The 18,953-nt window shown below is 38.5% G+C and carries 17 protein-coding genes; 10 read left to right on the top strand and 7 right to left on the bottom strand.

What is annotated here, in order from left to right; all coding sequences use genetic code 11:
• Nucleotides 1-52 precede the first annotated feature (52 nt).
• The 3 genes from cdd to purT all read left to right on the top strand — a co-directional run bounded on the left by cdd (nucleotide 53) and on the right by purT (nucleotide 3,300).
• Nucleotides 53-940: a cytidine deaminase gene (gene cdd / locus G6R09_RS13085; protein WP_065168466.1), complete on the top strand. Its 888-nt coding sequence runs from the start codon at nucleotides 53-55 to the stop codon at nucleotides 938-940.
• A 132-nt stretch (nucleotides 941-1,072) separates the two neighbouring features.
• Entirely contained in the window at nucleotides 1,073-1,948 is an 876-nt protein-coding gene (locus G6R09_RS13080) for a DMT family transporter (protein ID WP_065168467.1), read from the top strand.
• 176 nt (nucleotides 1,949-2,124) lie between these two features.
• Nucleotides 2,125-3,300: a formate-dependent phosphoribosylglycinamide formyltransferase gene (purT, locus tag G6R09_RS13075; RefSeq protein ID WP_163922927.1), complete on the top strand. Its 1,176-nt coding sequence runs from the start codon at nucleotides 2,125-2,127 to the stop codon at nucleotides 3,298-3,300.
• A gap of 75 nt (nucleotides 3,301-3,375) precedes the next feature.
• Here purT and G6R09_RS13070 read toward each other — a convergent pair whose 3' ends face one another.
• The gene (locus tag G6R09_RS13070; protein WP_163922925.1) at nucleotides 3,376-4,014 is read right to left on the bottom strand and encodes a thiopurine S-methyltransferase; all 639 of its coding nucleotides are present in this window, start codon (nucleotides 4,012-4,014) and stop codon (nucleotides 3,376-3,378) included.
• 463 nt (nucleotides 4,015-4,477) lie between these two features.
• Here G6R09_RS13070 and G6R09_RS13065 point away from each other — a divergent pair, with 463 nt between their 5' ends.
• The 4 genes from G6R09_RS13065 to G6R09_RS13050 all read left to right on the top strand — a co-directional run bounded on the left by G6R09_RS13065 (nucleotide 4,478) and on the right by G6R09_RS13050 (nucleotide 11,799).
• Nucleotides 4,478-4,924, top strand: a complete 447-nt coding sequence (locus G6R09_RS13065; protein WP_065168470.1) for a PTS sugar transporter subunit IIA — start codon at nucleotides 4,478-4,480, stop codon at nucleotides 4,922-4,924.
• Between the two features lie 24 nt (nucleotides 4,925-4,948).
• Nucleotides 4,949-6,346 carry a fructose-specific PTS transporter subunit EIIC gene (locus tag G6R09_RS13060; RefSeq protein ID WP_065168471.1) on the top strand — a complete coding sequence of 466 codons (1,398 nt, stop codon included), beginning with the start codon at nucleotides 4,949-4,951 and terminating at the stop codon, nucleotides 6,344-6,346.
• Between the two features lie 175 nt (nucleotides 6,347-6,521).
• Nucleotides 6,522-8,969, top strand: coding sequence for a GH92 family glycosyl hydrolase (locus G6R09_RS13055; RefSeq protein WP_163922923.1), 2,448 nt, complete (start codon nucleotides 6,522-6,524; stop codon nucleotides 8,967-8,969).
• Nucleotides 8,970-9,045: 76 nt separating this feature from the next.
• Nucleotides 9,046-11,799 carry a GH92 family glycosyl hydrolase gene (locus G6R09_RS13050; RefSeq protein ID WP_163922911.1) on the top strand — a complete coding sequence of 918 codons (2,754 nt, stop codon included), beginning with the start codon at nucleotides 9,046-9,048 and terminating at the stop codon, nucleotides 11,797-11,799.
• Nucleotides 11,800-11,940: 141 nt separating this feature from the next.
• On the opposite strand, the gene G6R09_RS13045 is transcribed toward G6R09_RS13050, so the two are convergent.
• On the bottom strand, nucleotides 11,941-12,234 hold the full coding sequence (locus G6R09_RS13045; RefSeq protein ID WP_005367981.1) for a hypothetical protein: 294 nt from the start codon (nucleotides 12,232-12,234) through the stop codon (nucleotides 11,941-11,943).
• Nucleotides 12,235-12,472: 238 nt separating this feature from the next.
• On the opposite strand from G6R09_RS13045, the gene G6R09_RS13040 reads away from it, so the two are divergent.
• Nucleotides 12,473-12,880 carry a nitrous oxide-stimulated promoter family protein gene (locus G6R09_RS13040; protein ID WP_163922908.1) on the top strand — a complete coding sequence of 136 codons (408 nt, stop codon included), beginning with the start codon at nucleotides 12,473-12,475 and terminating at the stop codon, nucleotides 12,878-12,880.
• 125 nt (nucleotides 12,881-13,005) lie between these two features.
• Here G6R09_RS13040 and G6R09_RS13035 read toward each other — a convergent pair whose 3' ends face one another.
• Nucleotides 13,006-13,377, bottom strand: a complete 372-nt coding sequence (locus G6R09_RS13035) for a spore gernimation protein (protein WP_065168473.1) — start codon at nucleotides 13,375-13,377, stop codon at nucleotides 13,006-13,008.
• Nucleotides 13,378-13,450: 73 nt separating this feature from the next.
• The gene (locus G6R09_RS13030) at nucleotides 13,451-14,140 is read right to left on the bottom strand and encodes a pseudouridine synthase (RefSeq protein ID WP_163922905.1); all 690 of its coding nucleotides are present in this window, start codon (nucleotides 14,138-14,140) and stop codon (nucleotides 13,451-13,453) included.
• 297 nt (nucleotides 14,141-14,437) lie between these two features.
• Between G6R09_RS13030 and G6R09_RS13025 the strand changes: the two genes are divergently transcribed.
• Nucleotides 14,438-15,211, top strand: a complete 774-nt coding sequence (locus G6R09_RS13025; protein ID WP_065176839.1) for a class I SAM-dependent methyltransferase — start codon at nucleotides 14,438-14,440, stop codon at nucleotides 15,209-15,211.
• Nucleotides 15,212-15,305: 94 nt separating this feature from the next.
• Here G6R09_RS13025 and hpf read toward each other — a convergent pair whose 3' ends face one another.
• Nucleotides 15,306-15,698 (bottom strand): ribosome hibernation-promoting factor, HPF/YfiA family, encoded by a 393-nt coding sequence (gene hpf / locus G6R09_RS13020; RefSeq protein WP_065168476.1) that lies wholly within the window; start codon nucleotides 15,696-15,698, stop codon nucleotides 15,306-15,308.
• 496 nt (nucleotides 15,699-16,194) lie between these two features.
• On the opposite strand from hpf, the gene G6R09_RS13015 reads away from it, so the two are divergent.
• Nucleotides 16,195-17,556 carry a phosphatidylserine decarboxylase family protein gene (locus tag G6R09_RS13015; RefSeq protein WP_163922902.1) on the top strand — a complete coding sequence of 454 codons (1,362 nt, stop codon included), beginning with the start codon at nucleotides 16,195-16,197 and terminating at the stop codon, nucleotides 17,554-17,556.
• 53 nt (nucleotides 17,557-17,609) lie between these two features.
• On the opposite strand, the gene G6R09_RS13010 is transcribed toward G6R09_RS13015, so the two are convergent.
• Both G6R09_RS13010 and G6R09_RS13005 read right to left on the bottom strand, forming a co-directional pair.
• Nucleotides 17,610-17,987 (bottom strand): hypothetical protein, encoded by a 378-nt coding sequence (locus tag G6R09_RS13010; protein ID WP_065168478.1) that lies wholly within the window; start codon nucleotides 17,985-17,987, stop codon nucleotides 17,610-17,612.
• Between the two features lie 120 nt (nucleotides 17,988-18,107).
• The gene (locus G6R09_RS13005; protein ID WP_163922899.1) at nucleotides 18,108-18,629 is read right to left on the bottom strand and encodes a hypothetical protein; all 522 of its coding nucleotides are present in this window, start codon (nucleotides 18,627-18,629) and stop codon (nucleotides 18,108-18,110) included.
• Nucleotides 18,630-18,953: the final 324 nt, after the last annotated feature.

Raw genomic sequence — 18,953 nt, 5'->3', positions numbered from 1 at the left:
AATATGATTCACATAGAATGTTTTGCCATCAACAATGAAGGAGTAACACCCAATGCACGCACGTGTTATAAAAGCATTAAGCTTATTACCTGCTGAATTGGCGTCAGCGTTAAAGCCTATTATTGAAGCTTCAGATTTCGATTCCACAATTAGTCCTGAGCAATTCGAACTTTTATTATCAACGACTCAAATGACTGATACTGAACTTCGCTTGGCTCTCCTTCCTATTGCTGCTTCTTATGCTGTTGTCCCTATTTCTAATTTCTATGTTGGCGCGATAGTGCGTGGTACATCTGGTCGCTTATACTTTGGTGCCAACATGGAATTTGAAAACGCGAGTATGGGTTGTACTATTCATGCCGAGCAGTCAGCCATTAGCCATGCATGGATCAAGGGCGAAGTAGGCATTAAAGATGTCACTATCAATTACAGCCCATGTGGTCACTGTCGTCAGTTTATGAATGAATTAACTTCAGCTAACGATATGATCATTCAGTTGCCACAACGTGAACCAATGACATTACAGCAATATTTACCAGATTCATTTGGCCCACTTGATTTAGGCATTAAAGATGGCTTATTAAGTGACATTGATAACGGTATTAATATCGAAGAAGATGCAGCATTGGTTGTTACTGCTTGTAAAGCGGCCAACCGTTCACATGCGCCATATTCTAAAAACTTCAGTGGCGTAGCATTAAAAGCTCAAGACGGTCGTGTGTTTGAAGGTATGTATGCAGAAAACGCAGCATTTAACCCAAGCCTGCCACCGCTGCAAGTTGCATTGATTAATATGAACATGTCTAACTACCCGCTTTCTGAAATTGTCGAAGCGGCTTTAGTCGAAAGTGCTGAAAGCAAAATAAGCCAGCTTGCGCGTACTCAAGCATTATTGGAAGCACTGAACCCTGATATGCAATTAACCTATGTTGCTTATTAAGCTGACAATTGTTTAAAAAACACTTAAAAACCGCCTTCGTGGCGGTTTTTTGTTAGCTAAACTTGAACAATGTTGGCTATCAAACATCAAAAGCGTATCATCTTGCCACCTTATTATTAGAAGCCAATGACAATGTCTCAAACACACAATCCTTTGCAAGGCGCAGCATGGATGCTCACAGCTGGACTCGCGTTTGCTATCGTGAACAGTTTAGCTCAGTACCTTAGTATCAAAATGGGTGTTCCTTCAACCTCTGTTGCTTTGATCCAATATTTCATTGCGCTGATCGCGATGCTGCCGTGGCTACGTACTCTCGGTATTCGCCAATCGCTTAGAACAAATCACTTTTGGTTACACTGTTTACGGGTGTTTTTTGCGGTTATTGGCATTCAATTATGGCTATGGGCCTTGGCCTATCCGGTACCTATTTGGCAAGGTATTGCGTTGCTGATGATTTCACCGCTATTTGCCACTATTGGTTCTGGGCTAATTCTTAAAGAAACCGTAGGTAAAGCACGCTGGTTTGCGACTCTAGCTGGATTTGCTGGTGCGATGATCATTCTTGAGCCATGGTCGGAAGATTTTAATATCGCAACCTTATTGCCTGTTGGGGCGGCATTGTTCTGGGCGGCTTATTCTTTGATGGTGAAAAAGCAATCGAGTCATGAATCTCCAACCACTATCGTGATGTACCTGCTTATTTTAATGACGCCGTTTAACCTTCTGTTAGCTGCCCCTGATTTTACGATGCCAACCGTGAGCTTTAGCTGGTGGCTGCTCATTCTAGCAGGCCTACTAACAGGTTTAGCACAATGGGCGATTGCAAAAGCTTATGCCGTGGCTGATGCTTCGTTTGTACAACCATTTGACCATGCCAAATTACCGCTAAACGTATTAGGTGGCTGGTTGGTGTTTGGCTGGGCGCCTCCTGGTCGGCTCTGGCTAGGCGCAGCGATAATTATTCTCTCGGTCGCCTTTATTACCCACTGGGAAAATCGCAAAAAATAACCTTTTTAAAACCGCTTATAATAAGCGGTTTTTTTATTCATTTTTTTATTCATTTTTTTATTCAGAGCGATGCTCAAGTCTTAACCAGATCAAAAAGCAAACGATTGCGCAAACATAAAAATAAGGTATTATTGGTTTCAGATTTCACCTTTAATGATTAATCGTAAGGAATATCAATGTTTGGTACAGCTACTTGTTCTGATGCAACCCGTGTATTACTGCTTGGCTCTGGTGAGTTAGGTAAAGAAGTTGCTATTGAGTGTCAGCGCCTGGGGCTTGAAGTCATTGCTGTTGATCGTTATGAGAACGCACCGGCAATGCAGGTTGCTCACCGTAGCCATGTGATTGATATGCTCGATGGTAATGCTCTAAAACGCATAATTGCACTAGAAAAACCCCATTTTGTGGTGCCTGAGATTGAAGCGATTGCAACTGATACTCTGGTTGAACTTGAAAACCAAGGTGTCAACGTTGTACCAACTGCGAATGCAACTAAGCTAACCATGAACCGTGAAGGTATTCGTCGTCTAGCCGCTGAAACATTAGCGATTCCAACCTCCCCTTACGAGTTCTCAGATCAATACGCCGATTTTGAAGCCTCTGTTCACCGTGTAGGTATGCCATGCGTAGTTAAACCCATCATGAGTTCATCAGGTAAAGGTCAGAGCGTGATCAAAACCGCCGCCGATATTGAATCAGCTTGGCATTATGCGCAAGAAGGCGGTCGTGCGGGTGCCGGGCGTGTGATTGTGGAAGGCTTTGTTGATTTTGATTATGAAATTACACTGCTAACCGTACGTGCTGTTGATGGTGTCCATTTCTGTGCTCCAATTGGTCATCGCCAGCAAGATGGTGATTACCGTGAATCATGGCAGCCACAGCAAATGTCTGCTGCTGCTCTACAAGCGGCTGAGGACGTTGCTCAAAAGGTTGTGAATGAATTAGGGGGTTACGGGTTATTTGGTGTCGAGCTGTTTGTTAAAGGTGACACTGTGCTGTTTAGTGAAGTTTCTCCACGTCCACACGATACTGGTATGGTGACTCTAATATCGCAGCAGTTATCTGAATTTGCGCTCCATGTTCGCGCTTTCTTAGGCTTGCCGATTGAGCAAATTATTCATTATGGTCCATCTGCTTCTGCGGTTATTCTTGCTGAAGGCGTATCGACTAATATTCGTTTTGATAACCTTGCAGCAGCGTTATCGCGTCCACAAACACAAGTGCGCCTTTTTGGTAAGCCTGAAATCGATGGTCGTCGTCGCTTAGGTGTAGCGCTTACTCGCCGTGATGACATTGATACCGCGATCACTGATGCCATTGCCACAGCAGCAGACGTTAAGGTCATTATGTAACCTTAGCTGCGCAATAAAAACAACAAAGGCGTCGTAATGACGCCTTTATTATTTATCTCACCTTATGAGCGCTAATTACACTTCAATTAACCACACTTCTTCAGCAAAGCGCTCGACTCCCTGTCGACGACGAGGATGGTTTTCATCTGCGTCATCACGCGCTAAATGGGTGATCTTACAGCCACTGAATAACGTTGTGATTTCAGCTTCAGGTACAGAAAACGGCGGTCCATCCATTTGCGATTGTGGATAATCCAATGTCACCAATAAAATTCGTCCACCTGGCTTTACCAAACTCAATAAGCGCTCGACATAACGTTCACGCATTGATTGTGGCATCGCAATTAAAGCGGCGCGATCATAAACCACATCCACTGGCGCGACAGGCACAGTAAAATAATCACCCTGATAAATCGTGATCTCATCAAAAGAATACACATGCTCGCTCCCTACGCCTGTTACTAACGGCGTATAGAGATTCTCAGCAAAGAATGCTTTCACTGCGATGTCGCTTAGTTCGATACCAACAACATCGTTATGACGACCCGCTAACCATACTAGATCTTCAGACTTGCCGCACATAGGAACAAGCACGCGATCATCACGTTGAGCATTAACATGAGGCCAGTATTTTATTAATAACGGGTTAACGTCGGTTAAGTGAAAACCAATCCGATCTTCAGCCCAACGGCTATGCCAAAATTCAGCGTCCATGAATTACCTTCTTTTTTTATATTTTATTTATAGTGTTAGTGTGAAAATTTATCCTCTTGCAAATAAAGATCATACACTTTCGTGCCAGAGTTTAGTACCGCCAGGTTATTTAATTACAATTAAATACATTCACTAAAAATAAATGAGATCATTAAAACAACAAACCAGCTACAAAAAAACACTCAATAGATATTCCACAAAAACATAATGCAGTAACATACTGAAATAAATACCGTAAATGAATAATATAAACTCTATTGCACTTAAAGAAAAATAACACCAAATGTAAAAACTATGTAATCAGAATTTTTCATTATATTATTCTGTTAACTTATTATGTGACTTTCCCCTCAAGGTTTTTATCCTATCTTTGTCATAAAATAAAAGCGTGACCAAGCATGCAATTTTTTGTAATTAAGTGGATATACTCCATCTCACTTAAAACACTGGCTCGAGAAAAATCATGCTTTCTACTTTAGTAAATACCAATCTTATTAAGATTAATCTTAGTGCGACAAACAAAGATGAGTTATTTCAAGAATTAGTTAACCTTCTTCATGAAAATAATCGTATTGATGATAAAGCTAAGTTCTTAGCTGATATTAAACAACGTGAATCTGACAGCATCACCTGTATGGATGGTATCGCCTACCCTCATGCTAAATCTACAGCGGTATTAGAACCCGCAATCGCTGTTGGCATTAAAAAAGCAACGATCGAATATGGTGATGAAGACGGTAATGAACCCTCTCTTTTCTTTATGATTGCTTCTCCTGATAACGGTGCTGATCATCATATCTACGTACTACAAGAATTATTCGGTAAATTCGGCGATGAGTTTATTGAAGCAATGCATAACGTGACCACAGAACAAGAAGCGTTAGATGTTCTCTTATCTGATCAATTTTAATTAACAAACTTTAATGGAATAAAGATGACTACGACAACAATGACTAACGGTCAAGGGCGTGATTGGAAACAAACCCTATCGACCATGAAACAACACCTACTTTTTGGTACATCTCACATGCTACCTTTCGTTGTAGCTGGTGGTGTTCTTCTTGCTCTTGCAGTAATGGCAACAGGTAAAGGTGCGGTTCCTGATACTGGTATTCTGAAAGATATTTCAACAATTGCAATTAAGGGTCTGGTTTTATTCCCAATCATCCTTGGTGGCTTTATCGGTTACTCAATTGCAGATAAACCCGCTCTTGCACCAGCATTTATCGCTTCAGGCATCATGGCTGATATGGGTGGTGGTTTCCTAGGCTGTATTATCGCTGGCTTCATTTCTGGCTTCGTAGTGCTACAACTTAAAAAGATCCCAATTCCTAACCACTTATCAGCACTTGGCGTGTACTTCCTATACCCACTTGCAGGTACGTTAATTAGTGCGGGTATCGTAATGTGGGGCTTAGGTGCTGCTATCGCTGGTTTCATGGCTGGTATGAACGCATTCCTAGCTTCAATGGCGGGGTCTTCTAAAGCGGTACTGGGTGCAATCTTAGGTGGTATGACTGCATTTGACATGGGTGGCCCAATCAATAAAGTAGCGACACTATTTGCACAAACACAAGTTGATACACAACCTTGGTTGATGGGTGGCGTAGGTATCGCTATCTGTACTCCACCACTAGGTATGGCATTAGCAACATTCATGTTCAAAAAGAAATTCTCTACAGAAGAGCGTGAAGCAGGTAAAGCTGCGGCAATCATGGGTTCTATTGGTATCTCTGAAGGTGCTATCCCATTTGCAGCAAATGACCCAATGCGTGTTCTACCGTCTATCGTTATTGGTGGTATGGTTGGCTGTGTCTTTGGTTTTGCTACTGATGTACTTCTACATGCACCTTGGGGTGGATTAATTACTGCGCCAGTTTCTAGCAACATTCCAATGTACGTTGCAGGTATTCTTGCAGGTTCATTCACAACAGCTGTTATTGTAGGTATGTGGAAACCTGTTGTTATTGAAGATGAAACAGTAGCTGTTGCAGAAAAAGCACCAGTACAAGCTGACACAGCACCTGTTGCTGGCGAAGGTGAGTACGATGTTATCGCTATCACTTGCTGCCCTTCTGGTGTTGCACACACGTTCATGGCTGAGAAAGCTATTTACAAAGCAGCTAAAGAACTTGGCTTAAAAGCAAAAGTAGAAACGCAAGGTCAGAATGGCATTCAAAATCGCCTAACAACTGCTGATATTCAAAATGCTAAGTTTGTGATTCTTGCACACGATATTGCTATCAAAGAAGCAGAACGTTTCAATGGTGTAAATATTATTGAGTGTTCAACAAAAGAAGCAATGAAAAAAGCAAAAACGTTCATGAGCTAATAGTTATTCTTACAAAGGGCTATTTTAAATAGCCCTTGATAAGAAATAATTAACATCCATTCATTTGTTTATTTTAAACAACTTCAATTACTTTATTTATCATAATGTTCGTTTGTTATTTTTAAATAAAACACAAATTAACTGTAATATATTGTTTCACCCTAAAGGATTAATAATGAAATTTAAACGTACTCTAGTTGCTATTTCAGTAATGGCTGGTTTTATTAATATTACTGGTTGTAATAATGATAATAATACCGACAAATCAGCTATTGAAATCCCTGTATCTTCAACCGTTGATTTAAGCGTATTAAAACACGTAAATCCAATGATTGGTACAGCAGCGAGTGGCCATACATTCCCAGGAGCAGTGATTCCTGCTGGTATGGTTCAATTATCACCAGATACGTTTATCGGTTCAGAAATTGATCACGAAAGCAGCCTAAACCCATGGCATTCAGCTTCTGGTTATTGGGATGCTTCAGATTATGAAAATAACGATATTATAGCAACCAATATTCCATTATATGGTTTCTCTCATACACATTTATCAGGAACAGGTGCAACTGATTTAGGTGATATTTTAATTCTTCCTTATTCTGATATTTCTAATCATAATATTAATGATTTTGATAAAGAAAACGAATTAGCATCTGCTGGTTTTTATAAGACAAAACTTAATAAAGGTAATATTGAAGTAGAATTAACAACAACAAAACGTGTTGGACTACATAAATATATATTTGAGAATGGTGCTGATCGTAATATTAAAATCGACTTAGGACATACCTTAGAAAATAATAACGGCGCAACGGTTAAAAATAAAATTGAGATCATTGATGATTACACCATTCGTGGTAAAAAAACCTCTACAGGTTGGTTCCAAGGTCAAGATCACCAAGGTCAAGAAATCTTCTTTTACGCCAAGTTTAATGAACCTGTTGCTAAAGCATTCTTAGGCAAAGATGGCAATGAACCATCAACCAATGAAATGCGTCAAGGCGCTGTTTATCAAGGTGAGGATTTAACGACTTTCCTACAATTTGAGCAAAATGATAAGCCATTAGAAATTCGTGTTGGTATATCTCCTGTTAATTGGCATGGCGCACAAAAGAACTTAGAGGCAGAAGCACCAACATTCGATTTCGCACAAGTTAAAAAAAATGCAGAGCATGCATGGGCTGAAAAATTATCGAAAATCAAAGTTGAAGGTGGAACAGAAGCTGAAAAAACCAACTTCTACACTGCTATGTATCACATGATGATCGCACCAATCGAATTTTATGATGTTGATGGTCGTTATGTTGACATGCTGGGTACTGTTCGTACGCTTAAAAATGGCGACGTACCAAACTACTCTATTTATTCAACGTGGGATACCTTCCGTGCCGTTCACCCAATGTGGACAATTATCGATCCTAAACAAGCGACATTGTACGTTAAAGATTTAATTCGTAAATCTAACGATGAATTCGGCATGTTACCTAAATGGGAAGGTCATGGTTCAGAAACCGGGACAATGATCGGTTATCCATCAACAGCTATTGTAGGTGACGCTGTAACTAAAGGCTTGGTTGAACCTCAAGAAGCATTTGAAGCGTCTGTTAAATCTGCACATTACCGTCCACATAATTTCCCTCAAATTAATGATGGTATCTTAGGATCTTTGATGGCTGGTCAATTGAACTACCACGTCAATGAAACATGTGTTCGTATTCCTAACTGGAACTCAGTCTCTTACTCGTTAGAATTCTCATTCTACGACTGGACTATCGCAGAAATGGCGAAAGCTGCTGGTAACATCGAAGCATACGAAGAATTTAAAGCTCGTTCTTATAACTCTCTATCACATTGGGATAAAGAATCAGGCTTCTTCGTACCTAAAGTTCAAGTTGGCGATAATAAGTGTGAAACCTTAGTCGGCTCAGGTACTGAATGGGAACCTAAATTCTACAAAGACGGCAAATATGATCCATATGTCGCTGATGCTTATGCCTTTACTGAAGGTAATGCATGGCAATGGCAGTGGGCATTCATGCAAGATTTGGATAAATTAACTGAAATAATGGGTGGTACTTTCGGTTTAAATCAAAAGCTAAATAACTTGTTTACAGCAAATTCAAACCAAGGTGATCAGCACCAAGATATGACCGGTTATATTGGCCAGTACATTCACGGTAATGAACCATCTCACCACGTGATCTACCTCTACAACCGTACAACTGAATCATATAAGGTTCAAGAATACGTCGATCAAGTTAATGACCAATTCTATAAACCAACACCTGATGGCATCATTGGTAATGAAGATGTTGGTCAAATGTCTGCTTGGTACATCATGTCTGCATTAGGTTTCTACCAAATTGCGCCGACTGATCCTACTTACTCTATCGGTCGTCCACTATTTGATAAAGCAACAGTCAATATTGGCTCTGGCACATTTACTGTGATTGCTGAAAATAATGGCCCAGACAACTTATATGTTAAATCTGTCACTATTAACGGAAAGCCATTGGATGTGTTCAATACATTCAAACACGAAGAGTTCAAAGCTGGTGGTGAGCTACGTTTTGTCATGACGAATGATAAATCAGAAGCAATGCAGCCAAATCTAGCTAAATAACCACGACGCATATTTTATATAAATAAGGAGGAGTTCTACCTCCTCCTTACTTTAAATATTTGAATAAGGATTTCAAATGCAATTTAAACGTACGGCTCTTACTGTGTCTGTAATGCTTGGTTTAATGAGTGTTACTGGTTGTAATAATAGTGACAACGATAATCATACAAATAAATCACCAGAAATCGAAACCTCTTCTGTTCTGAAATACGTTGATACGATGATCGGTACCAAAGGATTAGGCAACGTTAACCCATCACCTGTTATGCCTGAAGGTATGATTCAACCCTCTCCAGATAACTGGAATCCTAATGGTTGGAACGGTAAAGGATCACCATCAGAATACGATCCATCAAATACCCATTTATCCGGCTTCACTATGACCCACATTTCAGGTGCGGGTAAAGGTGACTTAAACGACTTCGCATTTTTACCCTACACTGGTTTTAATACTGATGCTCCAAGTATGGACAAAAAATCAGAAACTGCAGAAGTTGGATATTATGCAGTAGAATTAAATGAAACTGGCGTTAAAGCTGAATTATCAGCAACTGATCGCGTCGCTTTCCAACGTTACACTTTCCCTGAAGGTGAAGATCGTAAAGTTCGAATCGATTTACAACATGAACTATTAGAAGTTTATGGTAACCACTCACGTAATATCTATTATAAACGTCTTAATGACACTACAGTTGTGGGTGCACGTACATCTAACGAATGGGGACAGTGGCAAACTGTATTCTTTGTTGCGGAGTTTTCAGAGCCGATTATTGAAGAGAACTTATACGCTAAAAAACGTTACGCAATGGAAGCTGGAACGTTAGTTAATAACCCTGGAACATTGATCCCTATCGATGCCACAGAAGTCGGCTTAGCTGATTACAATGGCTATGCTGAACATGTTGCTATGCCAAACGAACCAACGCCGGCAGACGCACGTAAATTAGCTATGGCTAACGATGTAATGACACATCTTAACTTTGGTAAAGGTGATGCCCCAATCACGGTTAAAGTTGCTATTTCAGGTACTGATATTCAAGGTGCTATTAATAACTTAGAAGCTGACAATAATGATTTCAACTTTGACAATGTGGTGAAGCAAAACCGCATGGCATGGGCTGAAGTCCTTGGCGATTTTGAGGTAAACGGCGGTAAAGAAGCCGATAAGACAATGTTCTATACCTCTCTCTATCGCACCTATATTGCCCCATTTATCTACCAAGATGTTGATGGTCGTTACCGTGGTATGGATGGCAAGATCCATCAATCTGATGGTGATCTAGTTAACATGTCTGTTTATTCTATGTGGGATACATTCCGTGCATCTCACCCACTTAAAACAATTGTTGATAAAGATCGTGCCGTTGATTACGCCCTTGACCTATTAAACAAGTATAAAACAGGTGGTGTGCTTCCTAAATGGGAATTACATTCAGATTACACTGGTGAAATGGTGGGTCATCCCGCTGTATCCGTTATTGCCGATATAATGGTTAAACACCCAGAAGAATTTACTCAGGAACACTTCGAATTAGCACTTAAAGCGGCTGACGATACACTAGGATTTAACGAGGATATCACAGATAGTTGGGTGCCTTATCGTGATGCTTGGAATGGTGACAAACGTTTTACCGTCATGACTAAACACAACCAATATCAGCAAGAATTAGGATATATTCCAGCAAATATAAAATGGAATCCTAATGACAAAAATAAACCGGCTTATGTTGACGGTATTGCAACAGATAAATTTGATGGCTTAGTCAATGAATCAGTATCATATGGTTTAGAAAATGCCTATTACGATTGGTGTGTCGCACAGATAGCTAAGCTTGCTAATAATGAAGAAGCATTTAATCGCTACATGAAGCGCTCAGAATCATTTAAGAACTACTTTGACCACAATCCTGAATTTTACGGAAAAATGCAAAGCGCAGATGGAAAACCATTAGGCATTACTGGCTTTATGCGTCCTGTATATCATTTAAATGGTGAAAAAGTCTTTGCTAATAATCTTAACGATGAATGCTTAGACAAAAATCTAAAGTTATTAATTCCTGAAGGACGTGATTACACTTGGTGTAAAGAGCGTAAGCACCTTGATGAAAATGACCTATTCTGGCCATACCGCGCAGAACATCGCGGCGAAGACTTCACTGAAGGCAATGCGTGGCAGTGGACATGGTTTGCACCTCACAGTGTCTCAGGTTTAGCTAATATCATGGCGGGTCAATTCAATGCCCGTAGTGATTTAAATACGCCAGAAATAATGACTGAAAAAGGTCAAGCTGCAATGCTTGCTAACCTAAATGGTCTATTTAATGCGGATTCAAACGCTGATACTTCTCAATCTCATGATATGTCAGGTTACATCGGTCAATTTGTTATGGGTAACGAACCGGATCATCACGTACCTTACCTATACAACTGGACGGCAGAGCCTTGGAGAACACAAGAAGTTGTCAACCAAGCGATGAACGATTTCTACCACCCGACTCAAGAAGGACTGATTGGTAACGAAGATGTCGGACAAATGTCGGCTTGGTACATTATGTCGGCAATGGGCTTCTACCAAGTCAGTCCAGCGGATCCAACTTACACCATTGGTCGCCCTATCTTTGATAAAATAGTCATGCCTGTTCATGATGGTTTCTTCACAATCACGGCAAAAAACAACAGTGAAGAAAGTATCTACGTTAAATCGGTATCTATTAACGGCAAGCAATTAGACAAGAATTTCTCATTTAATCATCGTGAACTTCGCAACAATGGCGAGCTAAATTTCGAAATGACCAATGATAAAACTCAAGCAATGAAAGCAATAAACTAATATATAACCAATAGCAATCAACAAAAAAGGGATGCCGCAGCATCCCCTTTTTATTGACCACGCTGAACAGCTAGATCAAAAATCTGTTTTTCAATTTTTCTATCGGAGAGTCATTGAATAACGATTGGAAGCCACTCAGGTTTATGAAATTCTGAATAGTTTAATCGAATCACGACGAACCGTTACACCACGGAATGTTACTGGCTCTAGCAATGTCATCAGTTGCTTAGAAACAAAAAACTTACCGCCGTAGCTACGATCACCGCCACGATTAACCCAATCAGCAAATTCATCAGCCAGACTGAACATTGAGTTACCGACTAATAAAACTAGAACTTTAGCAACTTCACTATCGTTCTGACGGTTAAACTCTGCGTCACGAACTTTTTTACGATATTCGTCGACAATTCTTTCAAGGCACTCAAATCTGCTCATATACACCACCATAAAAATCGAGGCGTGGATACTACTGCTCAACTCCCGTTAAATCAAGCCATCTCGGCATGTTTCTTGTGTTTAATCATTAAATTTATCAATTCATCAACATTATTAATACTTATTGCTAAAGTAATGCGAGTTTATCGTCATAATTTATCATTTTTATGAAACTTTTATTTAAAATGCATCTTTATAAGCGTTAGAATAATTCCTTTTACTCATAACGGTGATAAACGTGGATAAAGACACTAACTTTGGTCTATTTGGTAGACTTAATACTGAATTTAATACCATAACCGCAATGATTGACCTTTATTGCTTAAATCACCATCAAACCAACATTACCCCATTTCAGCGTTGTACTGATTGTGAGCAATTTAGAAACTATGTAAAACACCGTCTTGATCGCTGCCCTTATGGCGAAAACAAACCCAGCTGTAAGCAATGCCCTATCCATTGTTATAAGCCACAACAAAAGCTCAAATCACAAACGATAATGCGTTATTCAGGGCCAAAAATGTTACTCAAGCACCCTATTATGGCAATCAGACATTTAGTTCATGATAAAAAATCGCTACCGCACTTAACCAAAGAAATGCAATCTAATCATAAAAAAAGAAAAGCCTTAATAACCAATAAGTAGCAATTATATAGTGATGTTTTATTGAGTTTTGATTGGTTATTGTAATGAAAGGTGTGTATGAGGATATGTAGAACGCAGTCCTTAGATAAGTAAAGACTGCTTAATAATATTCCAGCAAAAGCTATTTAGTTACGGTAAAAATCAATCACTTCAATTTTTACTGGGGTATTCTTTTTGGTTAGTTCAACAGTGAATTGATCTTCATCAACCACTTTAGCGTCTTTTGCACCTTCACCAACAACACTTACTCCTTCGATTTTGGTGTAAAGCTTGCTGTAGTCATAGTGCATAGTAACGGTTACTTTTGTTGGCGCAGAAGTTGATAATTCAAAAGTACAAATACCCGTTGGACAAAAAACATCAATATCTTCAGGTGATGTTACCGATACAGTATCAACATTTTTCACAGGAGTCGCAGTCACCGTTGCTTCGCCACTACAGCCAGCTAAAAGCATTGTTGCTGCCACCACAAGAAAACCTAATTGACTTTTTTTCACCGATTTATCCTCATTAAATTACATGCCGCGATACTCATTTTATATCACGGTATCGCACCATTGTTGGTATTTATTATTGGCGTAATGCCTTAATTTCATCACTGGTTAAATAGCGCCATTGACCTTCGCTAACATCTAACGTTACATCACCAATAGTCTCACGATGTAAGCCAACAACTTTATTGCCAATGCTTGAAAACATACGTTTTACTTGATGAAACTTACCTTCAGTGATGGTTAATAACACCTGCTTTTCATCAATAATGGTTAATAACGCTGGTGCGGTAAGCTGGGTTTCACCTTGCAACTGAATGCCTTGTGCAAATAACTGTTTCGCATTTACATCAATGGGTTGACGAAGTTTAACTCGGTATACTTTCGGACATAGTTTATTGGGAGAAGTAATATTAAATGACCACCGTCCATCATCAGTAATCAGAACTAAACCTGTTGTATCTGCATCTAATCGACCCACAATATGAAGTTCTTGTGGACGTTCTATATCAATGTAATTAAACAATGACGGATAGACTTCATCAATGTTTGAGCAAATGGTCTGTGCTGGCTTGTGCATTAATAGATAACGAAATGGACGAGGATAGAGTCGCGCTCCTGCTTGTCTGACATCATTATTTTCATGTACTTGCGTTGCAATGTCAGTGATAACATCACCATTGACCATTATTTCACCGTCAATAATAGCGCTAATGGCCTGCTCTTTAGTTAGTGCGGTACTTTTACAAACAAATTTATCAAGACGCATAAAAATATCGCTCTTTCTCTCTATTAAAGAGCGATGATTATCCCTCTCCGTCAGTAATAAGCAACATTTACAACAATATTTAATCTCTTTACAACAGCAGAAAAAGCCCTCAATGACTACCAATCTAGACATATTAGAATATTTCAAATAAACATAAAGCGAGCACTACCTCAATTAATTGCTTAATTTAAAAAATATTGTTTGGCGCATTTACAAAGCTAGGCTAATATCGCGCAACTTTGGTAATTTGACCATTCCAAAAACCAACACAATCTCTTTATAATCATTAGGTTAACCATGTCTTATAACGCTTTATACACTGATTTGTCTGGCTACTATGATTTAATGTGTGCTGATATTGATTACCAAGAACAAAGTAATTGTATTCGTAGACTCCACCAGCTATTTGGCAATCAAGGCACTCGTTATCTTGATCTTGCTTGTGGTACTGGTCCACACGTTGAGCATTTTATTGGTTATGGCTATCAAGCAAGTGGCTTAGATATTAATCAGCCAATGCTCAACATTGCTCAACAACGTTGTCCACAAGCTACTTTTGTGCAGCACGACATGTGTAATTTTACCGTTGATGCGCCGTTAGATTTAATAACCTGTTTCCTGTATTCATTACACTACAATGCCAATATCGAAAAATTGATGCAATGTATTGAGAGTGCTTACAATGCGTTAACTGAAAATGGTGTATTTTGCTTTAACGCTGTCGACAAAGATAAAATCGATAACAGTTCTTTTGTGCGTCATACCACCGAGTTTGAAGGCGATCACTTTATGTTCCAATCTGGTTGGTATTACGGTGGTGAGGGCGAACATCAACAATTACAGCTGCATATTGAAAAAACAGCTGACAATGTCACTCAGTCTTGGCGTGATAATCACCCAATGGTGGCAATCAACTTTGTGCAATTACAGCAATTGTTAGCACCTTTTTTTGATATCACGATGTTTGAACATAGCTACGATAAAATCGTGCCTTGGAATGGCCACTCTGGTAATGCCATTTTTGTCTGTGTTAAAAAACAAAATACCGTCATCAATCAGCAAGCGGCATAAAAAAACCTCGATCAATGAGTATTGATCGAGGTATTTACTACAAACTAATAATGAAATAATACTAGCTAACTCTTATTTCATTTATTGTAAGTTATTATTTAGCACTTTCAGCAGCAATCGCTTCGTCAGCTGCAGCTTCTGCAGATGCTTCTTCTTCTTTTAAGAAGTTTTCTTTATCACGCTCATTTAATTCAGAACGATGTGCTAGTGGCTTTTCTTTTTTCTTAATAATTTGACGCTCTAAACGTGCAAATGCTGCATTTAATGCGTCACTTAATTCTTTTTCATCTGCTGATGCTTCAATATCACCAACATTTGTCTTTACTGCAATTTCTACAATAAATTGACGGCCTGGTTCTAATTTCATAAATACATTACGACTATGAAATACAACTTGGAATTTATCGAATTTAGCAAACTCAGATTCAATATGCGCTTCCATGTAATCAGGTAATTCAAAACCTTTAGCAGTTACTTTTAAAGTCATTTTTTCCACCAATAATTTAAATAAGTTATTTATTGTTTGTGCTATTAAGATGAACCGAAATTAAAAAACAAAACGTGACACAGGTCACACTTTTGAATTGTCATTATCAGAACTGAAAAAATAAAATAAGCAAAATCAACAACAAACAAAACAAAATAGTTTAAATAATAATCAATTTAAATCATTAAAGTTCATTAAAGATACGTTTTTGTTGTTTTTCTCCCCTGCTTTTATCTTTAATAAAAAAATAAATAAATAAAATTCACCTTAAATGACTTTTTGGTCTATGGTTATTTCGCTTATATGTCATTATTACTTAACTCTCTGTTTAGAATTCTTGATTACATATAATTGAGTTTTTACGTTTGAATTTTAGATAATGACTTAAAATCTTGATAGCGATAAAGTATTGCTAATGTTGAGCACATCAATTTATATTTAATATGGTGTCATGCTTTAGCGTTTTTAAATTTAAATTATCATTTGGTATAGAATTATGAATCAGACATACCCTCTTTTGAAAGGCAATTGGCTTCCTAAAAATAAAGCACATGTTGCAGCTTGGATTAAAGATTTAAAAACACGTACGCATTTAACATCTCACTCAATCGCTCAACCGATTGCAGACTTTAAAGAATTAGTAGAAAACGATCCTGTTTTATTACGTCTTTCTCAAGATATGTTCACTGAGGCTAAAAGCCATAAAGAATTAACACCTTTGGAAACACCTGAGGTAAATAGTTTTGATGAGTTCTTAGTTTTATTAAATCATATTATGACTCAAGCGCCAGAATGTACTGAATTTTTAGACCCTAAAACAGGCGCATTAGAGCCTTGTGGTTTAATTGGCTTTCCAATTAACGCCCTTCTTGACTGGCCAATGGCAACAGATTCTGGTTATGCATTCTTTGCTAACGAACTTGTTAATCAACAATTTAAGAAAATTCTAACGTACTGGAGCCTATATCTTTCATCTCCAGCGTCACGTTCTGTATTAGTTGAAAATCACCCAGATCGCATTCCAAAAGTATTTGGTTGGTTAAGTGATAATGCTCAAAAAGAAATGGTGACTGTGGCTTGTCAAGCTGAAGCCAGTGATTCAGAAAATCATGATAAACCATTTGAGCATTTCTTTAACTGTGATCCAACTGATAAACACTACGGCTTTAAATCTTGGGATGATTTCTTTACTCGTACTTTTAAAGAGGGTGTAAGGCCTGTTGCAGAAGGTGACGATGTTATCGCTAACGCCTGTGAATCTGCGCCCTTGCAAGTTGTGGCTAATGTGGCTAAATCTTCAAGCTTCTGGCTTAAAGGTCAACCTTACTCATTAGAAAACATGATGGATTTTGATCCACTGGCAGAACAATTTGTTGGCGGTACGGTTTATCAAGCATTCCTTAGTGCATTAAGCTACCACCGTTGGAACAGCCCAGTGAGTGGTACGATTAAGAAAACCTTCATGGTTAATGGTTCATATTACTTAGGTAACCGTTACCAAGGTTTCAATAATCCTGATGGCGCTGATGATAGTGCACCTAACAATTCGCAGCCGTTCTTAACTGCTGTTGCAACACGTGCAGTGATCTTTATTGAGTCTGATAACCCTAAAATTGGTTTAATGTGTTTCATTGCTATTGGTATGGCAGAAGTATCTTCTTGTGCTGTTACTGTAGAAGAAGGTCAGCACATTAATAAAGGAGATGAGTTAGGTATGTTCCACTTTGGTGGTTCAACGCACTGCTTAATCTTCAAACCAGATGTTGAGCTTGAGTTTGACTTCCACAATACAGCGCCTGGTCTTGATGCGACGAATATTCCTGTTTGTTCTCGTATCGCGACAGTAAAGAATAAATAATATTCCTAATTCATAAAATGTACTAAAGCAGCCTTATCATTGGCTGCTTTTTTTTATGCTTTAACTTGCCAACCTGCGCTGGTTTTTATAAAAATCACTTGTTGCTGATTACTGCTAATATCCCCTAGCTTATACTGACCATACTCCATTGACAGTGCGTGTAAGCCCAAACCGGAGGTCAGAGTATCTTTATTAACGGTCTGCTGTTCTTCTTGATTACTGATAAAACGAATGTCATAACTAATTTCAGCAATGTAATGATCTTGCTTTATATAACCACTCACTTTAGCAAAGTTATCAACCGTTAAAATGGTGTTAGCTTTTGAAGACTGTGCCGCAGAATAAAAGGCTTTTTCTAATGTTGTATCATTGGGTATTTCAGTGCACCCAGTGAGTAATAGCATTATTGCGACAGTGATTATTTTGTTCATGTCGACATCCTTTGTCATTAATTAACCAACCAATAAGAAACGTCGTTCATATTAAGTAACGTAGCGAATAATGACAAAGGAAAAAATGCATTATAGTATTTTTTGTTTCATTTTTGATAATTATGATAAAACCGCTGGTTGTGTTTCATTTATCCATTGATTAATAAGCTTACCAATTGCAACGGTATCAGTGTATTGGTGTCTATCCCCTTCCACCTCAATGCAACGAATGTGATCTTTACCTATCACTTGCTCTGATATCTCAGCGTAAGTACCAAAAGGATCGTGCTTCTCTTGAATAATTAACACTGGCAACGCTTTTTCTTCAAGTGCACCTAAAAGCTGACGTTCCGACTCTGAAAATAAACTCCATGCAACACCTATAAGCACTAATCTATTCCAACTAATCTTGTTTTGCGCTTTCAATGTAATTAAGCAACCGATAGATTTAGTGATCACAACATCATAATGCCCTGATGGCAGATAAGTTATTTCTTGATTAACACTGAATGCTTCATCACTCGACCATGCTTCAAATCGGTGCATTTCAATCGCGCTGCTATCCCAATCTGTTGCTGAAAGTATTTTATATAACCACTTTTCAGTGATCGGCATTTTTCCTGGTATCGCTAAAATATTCATAAATTATCCTTACTTAGAATCATTACATAATAAAACTCCTTTCATAATAGTCCTGTTTAATCATAAAGATGGTACTCAAAAACGCAAAGTTATTATGACTTGATCCTAATTCAAAAATAGCAAATTAACGATTGTGATACATCATTCTACTTTTTACCCTTGCAGTGTAACCGATACCAAAATACGTTATTTAGTCACCTAAAATCATAATAAAACAGACATTCTCTCAATATCTATAGCGTGATAACTGCCAAACAATTCGGTTTTATACGCATCAGATCCTGAAAAAGTGGCTATTTTTGTGACCAATAGTTTAAAACAGCA

The organism is Photobacterium sp. Alg240-V54 (genome assembly GCF_900537155.1).
Lineage (GTDB): Bacteria > Pseudomonadota > Gammaproteobacteria > Enterobacterales > Vibrionaceae > Photobacterium.
The sequence above is the reverse complement of the archived record's forward strand: the minus strand, read 5'-3'. Positions and strand labels throughout refer to the sequence as shown.

Excerpts from the sequence above, each read along its gene's own strand:
- purT (WP_163922927.1), top strand. The coding sequence starts at position 2,125 with ATGTTTGGTACAGCTACTTGTTCTGATGCAACCCGTGTATTACTGCTT.
- hpf (WP_065168476.1), bottom strand. The coding sequence starts at position 15,698 with ATGACTTTAAAAGTAACTGCTAAAGGTTTTGAATTACCTGATTACATG.
- G6R09_RS13065 (WP_065168470.1), top strand. The coding sequence starts at position 4,478 with ATGCTTTCTACTTTAGTAAATACCAATCTTATTAAGATTAATCTTAGT.
- G6R09_RS13060 (WP_065168471.1), top strand. The coding sequence starts at position 4,949 with ATGACTACGACAACAATGACTAACGGTCAAGGGCGTGATTGGAAACAA.
- G6R09_RS13055 (WP_163922923.1), top strand. The coding sequence starts at position 6,522 with ATGAAATTTAAACGTACTCTAGTTGCTATTTCAGTAATGGCTGGTTTT.
- G6R09_RS13005 (WP_163922899.1), bottom strand. The coding sequence starts at position 18,629 with ATGAATATTTTAGCGATACCAGGAAAAATGCCGATCACTGAAAAGTGG.
- G6R09_RS13080 (WP_065168467.1), top strand. The coding sequence starts at position 1,073 with ATGTCTCAAACACACAATCCTTTGCAAGGCGCAGCATGGATGCTCACA.
- G6R09_RS13045 (WP_005367981.1), bottom strand. The coding sequence starts at position 12,234 with ATGAGCAGATTTGAGTGCCTTGAAAGAATTGTCGACGAATATCGTAAA.
- G6R09_RS13050 (WP_163922911.1), top strand. The coding sequence starts at position 9,046 with ATGCAATTTAAACGTACGGCTCTTACTGTGTCTGTAATGCTTGGTTTA.
- G6R09_RS13015 (WP_163922902.1), top strand. The coding sequence starts at position 16,195 with ATGAATCAGACATACCCTCTTTTGAAAGGCAATTGGCTTCCTAAAAAT.
- G6R09_RS13010 (WP_065168478.1), bottom strand. The coding sequence starts at position 17,987 with ATGAACAAAATAATCACTGTCGCAATAATGCTATTACTCACTGGGTGC.
- G6R09_RS13030 (WP_163922905.1), bottom strand. The coding sequence starts at position 14,140 with ATGCGTCTTGATAAATTTGTTTGTAAAAGTACCGCACTAACTAAAGAG.
- G6R09_RS13025 (WP_065176839.1), top strand. The coding sequence starts at position 14,438 with ATGTCTTATAACGCTTTATACACTGATTTGTCTGGCTACTATGATTTA.
- cdd (WP_065168466.1), top strand. The coding sequence starts at position 53 with ATGCACGCACGTGTTATAAAAGCATTAAGCTTATTACCTGCTGAATTG.
- G6R09_RS13070 (WP_163922925.1), bottom strand. The coding sequence starts at position 4,014 with ATGGACGCTGAATTTTGGCATAGCCGTTGGGCTGAAGATCGGATTGGT.